The sequence below is a fragment of the Clostridium chromiireducens genome (assembly GCF_002029255.1).
Classification (GTDB): Bacteria; Bacillota; Clostridia; order Clostridiales; family Clostridiaceae; genus Clostridium; species Clostridium chromiireducens.
In genome coordinates, this window is record NZ_MZGT01000133.1 from 1 (window position 1) to 6,852 (window position 6,852).

At 30.2% G+C, this 6,852-nt stretch carries 9 protein-coding genes; 6 read left to right on the forward strand and 3 right to left on the reverse strand.

Annotation, left to right across the window (positions count from 1 at the left end):
• Positions 1-45: 45 nt before the first annotated feature.
• From CLCHR_RS23525 to arsB, 5 genes are all read left to right on the forward strand, one after another.
• On the forward strand, positions 46-369 hold the full coding sequence (locus CLCHR_RS23525; RefSeq protein ID WP_278337032.1) for an ArsR/SmtB family transcription factor: 324 nt from the start codon (positions 46-48) through the stop codon (positions 367-369).
• A gap of 42 nt (positions 370-411) precedes the next feature.
• Positions 412-798, forward strand: coding sequence for an arsenite efflux transporter metallochaperone ArsD (arsD, locus tag CLCHR_RS23530; RefSeq protein WP_079442370.1), 387 nt, complete (start codon positions 412-414; stop codon positions 796-798).
• Positions 799-859: 61 nt separating this feature from the next.
• Positions 860-2,608: an arsenical pump-driving ATPase gene (gene arsA / locus CLCHR_RS23535; protein ID WP_079442372.1), complete on the forward strand. Its 1,749-nt coding sequence runs from the start codon at positions 860-862 to the stop codon at positions 2,606-2,608.
• A 24-nt stretch (positions 2,609-2,632) separates the two neighbouring features.
• Entirely contained in the window at positions 2,633-3,046 is a 414-nt protein-coding gene (locus tag CLCHR_RS23540; RefSeq protein ID WP_079442374.1) for an arsenate reductase ArsC, read from the forward strand.
• A 26-nt stretch (positions 3,047-3,072) separates the two neighbouring features.
• A complete protein-coding gene (gene arsB, locus CLCHR_RS23545) occupies positions 3,073-4,134 on the forward strand; it encodes an ACR3 family arsenite efflux transporter (protein WP_079442376.1) in 1,062 nt (353 codons plus the stop codon).
• Positions 4,135-4,235: 101 nt separating this feature from the next.
• On the opposite strand, the gene CLCHR_RS23550 is transcribed toward arsB, so the two are convergent.
• From CLCHR_RS23550 to CLCHR_RS23560, 3 genes are all read right to left on the reverse strand, one after another.
• Positions 4,236-4,736 (reverse strand): GNAT family N-acetyltransferase, encoded by a 501-nt coding sequence (locus tag CLCHR_RS23550; RefSeq protein WP_079442377.1) that lies wholly within the window; start codon positions 4,734-4,736, stop codon positions 4,236-4,238.
• Between the two features lie 54 nt (positions 4,737-4,790).
• Complete coding sequence (locus CLCHR_RS23555; RefSeq protein ID WP_079442379.1) at positions 4,791-5,420, reverse strand: class I SAM-dependent methyltransferase; 630 nt, start codon at positions 5,418-5,420, stop codon at positions 4,791-4,793.
• Positions 5,421-5,498: 78 nt separating this feature from the next.
• Positions 5,499-5,990, reverse strand: coding sequence for a MarR family winged helix-turn-helix transcriptional regulator (locus CLCHR_RS23560; protein ID WP_079442380.1), 492 nt, complete (start codon positions 5,988-5,990; stop codon positions 5,499-5,501).
• Positions 5,991-6,398: 408 nt separating this feature from the next.
• Between CLCHR_RS23560 and CLCHR_RS23565 the strand changes: the two genes are divergently transcribed.
• On the forward strand, positions 6,399-6,677 hold the full coding sequence (locus tag CLCHR_RS23565) for a hypothetical protein (protein ID WP_079442381.1): 279 nt from the start codon (positions 6,399-6,401) through the stop codon (positions 6,675-6,677).
• Positions 6,678-6,852 lie beyond the last annotated feature (175 nt).

The following is a 6,852-nucleotide window of genomic DNA, read 5'->3' on the forward strand; positions in this document are numbered from 1 at the left end:
AGTCTATATTATATATAGATAAACATCTATATAGGAAGGGTGTAAATGAATATGGATTATGAACAAAACGCGAAAATTTTTAAAGCCCTATCTGATTCTAGTAGATTAAAAATATTAGATATATTATCTTGTGGTGAAAGATGTGCATGTGATATTCTAGAATATTTTGAGTTTACTCAACCGACACTTTCACATCACATGAAAGTATTAAGTGATTGTGGACTTATAGAAGTAAGAAAAGAAGGCCTTTGGAATTATTACAGTTTAAATATTAATAATTGCAATAAGCTTACATTATTTATGATGAACGTTGTAACAGAAACAAAAGATTGCATTTGTAAAGATAAATCTAAATGCACTTGCAAATAAGAAATTAGATATTAAAAATTATTTATAAAGGAGTTTTGTAAAATGAAAAAAATGATAATATTTGACCCAGCTATGTGTTGTTCAACAGGTGTTTGCGGACCATCTGTAGATAAAGAGTTATTAAGAGTTTCAACAGCTTTAAATACCTTAAAGAATAAAGGCATATTAGTAGAAAGACACAACTTAACAAGCAACCCACAAATATTTGTAGATAATAAAGTAATAAATGAAATTTTAAATACTAAGGGTGTTGAAGCCTTACCTGTAACTATGGTAGATGGAGTAGTAGTCAAAGAGGGCAGTTATCCTACAAACGAAGAATTTTGCAGTTTACTAGAAATACCAGCAGATACTTTAAAACTTACTATAAAGAAAGCTAGCATAAAGAAACCAGCTACAGGCTGTGGCTGTAAGGATGGATGTTGCTAAGAAGAATGTGAGTGACTTATTGAAAAAGTGAGCATATTTACGTGGAAGGGAAGAGAAAATTATGTTTAAACCATTTAATATAAAGGAACTAAATTTAACGAAGTATTTATTTTTCACAGGAAAAGGAGGAGTTGGTAAAACTTCAACAGCCTGTGCATTAGCTTTAAATTTAGCTGATGAAGGAAAAAAGATTATGCTTGTAAGCACTGATCCTGCTTCAAACCTTCAAGATGTATTTAATACAGAGTTAAATAATAAAGGGATTCAAATAAAAGAAGTTCCAAACTTAACTGTTGCAAATTTTGAGCCAGAAGCTGCTGCGGCTGAGTATAGAGAAAGTGTAATAGCCCCATATAGAGGAAAGTTACCACAAGCAGTTATAGATAACATGGAAGAACAATTATCAGGATCGTGTACTGTTGAGATTGCAGCATTTAATGAATTTTCAGGAATGATAACTGATGAAAAAGTGTTTAATGAATATGATCATATAATTTTTGATACAGCTCCAACAGGTCACACTTTAAGGATGCTGCAATTGCCTTCTGCATGGAGTAATTTTATAAGTGAAAGTACTCATGGAGCATCATGTTTGGGTCAGCTTGCGGGACTTGAAGAGAAAAAAGAAATATATAAAAATGCAGTAGATACTTTGGCAGATAAAGATAAAACAACACTTGTACTTGTATCTCGTCCTGAAATTTCACCTTTAAAAGAAGCAGAAAGAGCTTCAAGTGAACTTCAAGAAATAGGAGTAAACAATCAAATATTAATTATAAATGGTGTGCTTCAAAATAATGATGATGAACTTTCAACAGCTATTTATGAAAAGCAGCAAAAAGCACTTCAAAATATGCCAGCTAAATTTAAGGATATAGAGACTTTTGAAATTCCTTTAAGACCTTATAATATAACAGGACTTGAGAATGTAAGAGCTTTACTTAAAGAAGACCATATTAAAATTAGTGAGGATTCTTTAAATTCAACTGATATACCAAAATTAAAGAATGTCATAGAAGATCTTTATATTAGTGATAAAAAAGTTATCTTTACAATGGGTAAAGGCGGAGTTGGTAAAACGACTATAGCTTCTGCAATAGCATTAGGTTTAGCTGAAAAAGGTAAAAAGGTACACTTAACAACTACTGATCCAGCAGCTCATTTAAAATTTGTATTAGATGAAAGCTATGGTATTTCTCTAAGTAATATTGATGAAAAAGAAGAATTTGAAAAGTACAGACAGGAAGTTTTAAGTAAGGCTAGAGAAAATAATATGACTGATGAAGATATAGAGTATATTGAGGAAGATTTAAGATCTCCTTGTACTCAAGAGATAGCAGTATTTAGGGCTTTTGCAGAAATCGTTGAAAGATCAGAAAATGAAATAGTGGTAATAGATACGGCTCCAACAGGTCATACTTTATTACTTTTAGATTCAACAGAAAGCTATAATAAAGAAATTTCTAGATCAGAAGGGGATATACCAGAGTCGGTAATAAAGTTATTGCCTAGATTAAGAAATGAAAAAGAAACTGAAGTTGTTATTGTAACTTTAGCTGAAACAACACCTGTTTATGAAGCTATGAGACTTCAAAAGGATTTAGAAAGAGCACAAATTCATAGTAAATGGTGGGTAATAAATTCAAGTCTTTATGTAGCTGGTACTACTAATGAGATATTAAAGGCAAAGGCAAGCAATGAAATTCAATGGATTAATAAAGTTGATGAAATATCAGATGGCAATTTCGCAATTATTGAGTGGAAAGCTGATGAAGTAAGAGGAAAGAATTTAAGTAATTTAATTCAATAGATTTACAAGGGAGAGATGAAAAATATGAAAACAAAAGTAGCATTTATATGTGTACACAATTCATGCAGATCACAAATGGCAGAGGCCTTAGGAAAACTTTACGGAAGTGAGGTTTTTGAAAGCTATTCAGCAGGAACAGAAACAAAGCCACAAATAAATCAAGATGCTGTAAGGATTATAAAAGATTTATATGAAATTGATATGAATAAAACTCAAAAATCTAAGCTATTAAGTGATATTCCGCAGGTTGATGTCGTAGTAACAATGGGCTGCAATGTTCAATGTCCATTTTTACCATCTAAGCATAGAGAAGATTGGGGATTAGAAGATCCAAGCGGTAAAAGTGATGAGGAATTTATATTAACAGCTAAAATCATAGAAGAAAAGATAAAAGATTTAGCAAAAAGAATTGAAAGTAATGAAATCAAATTAGATTAATAATTTTAAATAGGGGGAAATCAAAATTGAGTAATAAATCATCGAGATTGTCATTCTTAGACAGATACTTAACGCTATGGATATTTGCAGCAATGGCGCTAGGAATTTTATTAGGATGGGGAGTACCATCGCTATCAGCAGGGTTAGCGAGTTTATCTATTGGGACAACATCAATACCAATAGCTATAGGTCTTATAGTAATGATGTATCCACCACTTGCAAAAGTAAATTATAAGGAACTTGGAAAAGTATTTAAGAATCCTAAAGTTCTTGGTTTATCACTAGTACAAAATTGGTTTATTGGACCAATCTTGATGTTTGTATTAGCTTTTGTATTTTTGAAATCTGACTCAGAATTAATGACAGGCCTTATTCTTATAGGACTAGCTAGGTGTATAGCAATGGTAATTCTTTGGAATAGCTTAGCAGATGGAGATAGTGAATATGCAGCTGCATTAGTAGCGTTTAACTCTATATTCCAAGTAGTATTTTACTCTGTATTTGCGTATTTTTTCATTACAGTACTACCGCCTATATTCGGTCTTACAGGATATGAAGTTCATATTTCAATTGGAGAAGTAGCAACGTCAGTTGCAATTTACCTTGGAATCCCTTTCTTATTAGGAATGCTTACTAGACTAATACTAGAACCTATGAAGGGAACTGAATGGTATGTAAGAAAGTTTGTTCCTAAGATTAGCCCATTAGCTTTAATAGCGTTGTTATTTACAATAGTAGTAATGTTTATGTTTAAAGGAAAATATATTGTAGAACTTCCTTTAGATGTTGTTAAAGTAGCAATACCGCTTGTGATATATTTTATAGTGATGTTTTCTATATCATTCTATATTAGTTACAAATCAGGTATAAATTATCATCAAACTACTACTTTATCATTTACAGCTGCAAGTAATAACTTTGAACTTGCAATAGCTGTAGCAGTAGCTGTATTTGGAATTCAATCAAGGGTAGCTTTTGCAGCAGTAATAGGGCCATTAATAGAAGTACCAGTAATGATTGCATTAGTAAATGTTGCATTGTACTGGGGAAGAAAATATTTTTCATATTCTAAAGGAGATAATAATTAATTTAAAATTATAAATCAATAAAATTAAATGTGTCCTAAAAAATAGATGTTAGTTTTCTATTTTTTAGGACACATTATCTAAAGGATATTTTTTAAAGGGAATTAATTAATCCCAACTATTTTACTTCTACGTTCCATTAAGACTGTATCATGCCATACACCATTATCCATTTTAGCAACCTTTTCTCTTATACCTATTTCTCTAAAACCACATTTTTTATGTAGTTCTATACTAGCTGCATTTTCTCTTATTATTCCAGATTGTAGAGTCCAGAAATTATTTTCTTCTGATAATCTAATTAAGTTTAGAAGAAGAGATTGTCCAATTCCAAGACCTCTATAATTTTCGCCTATATAAATGCTTACTTCGGCAACACCTGAATATACAGCTCTACTGGATGTAGGACTTAACGTAGCAAAACCTAGAACATTTCCTTCTGATTTAGCAACTAATCTACAAGACTCTACATGTCCAGTATTCCATTCTTCAAAGGTAGGAATAGAGTTTTGAAATGTTGCTATACCTGTATTAATGCCCTCAAAATATATTTTTGCAACTTCTTCCCAATCTGATTTTTTCATTTCTTCAATTGTATAATTCATAGTTTATTAACCCCTTTATAAATAATAAAATATAGTTTTATTAAAATGCGTTAATTAAATTTTTTCTCCATACGCAACGAAAATACTTATACTAGCTTTATCACATCCGCACTTAGAATCAGCGCAGCAATTGCTGCCTACACAGTTTATAGTTACATTCTCAAGCCCAGCATCTTTAAACCATTCTAGGATTTTATTTCTATCAAAACCCATCCAAACATCAAATTGCTCAGTTTTTAAGAATTCGTAGTTATGTTCATCTAAATCAGTAATTACAAGCTTTCCTCCTGATTTTAAGATTCTGTACATTTCTTTTAACACTATAACTGGATTTTCAACGTGATGTAAAAACATATTGGCAAATACATAATCTACTGAGTTATCATTAATAGGTATATTTTCACCTATGCCTTGGACGCATTTAAGATCTTTATAGTAAGAAAACTTGTCTTTCAATAAATTAAGCATTTCTTCAGATTGATCAATAGCAATTACCTTAAGATTATTTTTTATCAATCCTTCTGTTATAAAGCCAGTGCCAGCCCCTACATCAGCTGCTATTTTACCTTCTTCAATATTAGCAGTATTATAAGCTACTAGTCGTACTTCATCTAAAAAAAAGTCTGTTCTCATATTGTCCCAATTAGATGCAACTTTATCAAAATAGTCTTTACTTTGATTCATTATTATACCCTCCGATATACTTATTTAAGAAAAGAATTCATCAATTTATTAAACATACGTAAGATGAATTCTTTTAATTTAGTCACTTAAATTATCACAATTATTAGTAGAAGTATTTTTGCTACAGATAAATGGATTATCATTTTTATTCAACGCATCAATAATAATACTCAATCCATTTAAAGCAGTCAGTTGATCTTCTCCAGAGATTTGTTTAAAAATGTTCTCGAATTGTTTATCCATTGTATTTTCTATATCATTAAAAATAGTTAATCCCTTGTCTGTTAGCTCTATAACTACGCTTCGTCTATCTGTTTTAGAAGGAGCTCTAACTATGAATTCTTTCTTTACAAGGCTATCAACTGTCCGGCTCATAGTACTAACATCTAATCCTAGAATATTAGCCAATTCTTTTAACGAAATAGCCTTTGCTCTTCCTATTTCAACTAATGCGTGACATTGAGCTAATGTAACTTCAGAACAACATACATCTTGTTTATTCAATAATCCCAGTTTTCTTTCAAGCATCCTTATTAATTCTCTAAAATTCTTACCGTTGATTTCATTCAAAAATATCACTCCTTGTAGAAATAATAGCATATTTAATTGCAGTATACAACTATTGTTGTTTGAAAGTAAAATTAATTTTTAATTTAACAAGGAAAGATATTTCTGGATTTTGGAATAAAAATGTTATAGATACTTGGCTCGTCTATTTCTTTACAATTTACATGCGTTTATCAGACATATAATTTACGTAATATGTAGATTGACGTAGTAATAAGAATGTGTACTTTGAAAATCGGATAATGTGATAGTTACAAGATATGTTATAATTAACGTAGAATAGCAGAATATATATATTCTAAGCCATAGTACCATAGATACTCTTTATGTGATTCATAGATTTAAAACATATATCCATAATAGCAGCTAATAATATTTATGCTGCAAATAAGTTTTGGAGTGTGTTGTAAAATGGTTAGAAATGAAATTAAGACTAGCTCAGAAGAAAGAAATGTATTTGATAAAAAGCAAATAGCTCTTGCAATTAGAAATTCTACTTTTGATGATGAGCTTAGATGTTCTTTGCTTAATGATGGAATACTTAATAAATGTGAAGGATGCAGTTTAAAATATATTTTCGATGGAATTGATGAAGTAGTTGATGACTATGCTAAAAAGACTACAGAAGTAATAAATAGTTTTTTAGTTTTGATTAAGAAAAATAAATGTAAAAAAAGATCCAAGGCTTAATTAACCTTGGGATCTTTTTTTGTTGTCAATTAAATTTTATTTACATTCGAGTCTGTCAAGATTTTTGTGTAAACTTCAAAAAGTAATATGATCATTTGGTAAGGTTGGAGGTATAGTTTAGACTTCCAACCTTTATTTTATAAATGTTGAATATTATTACATTACTTATGTATAG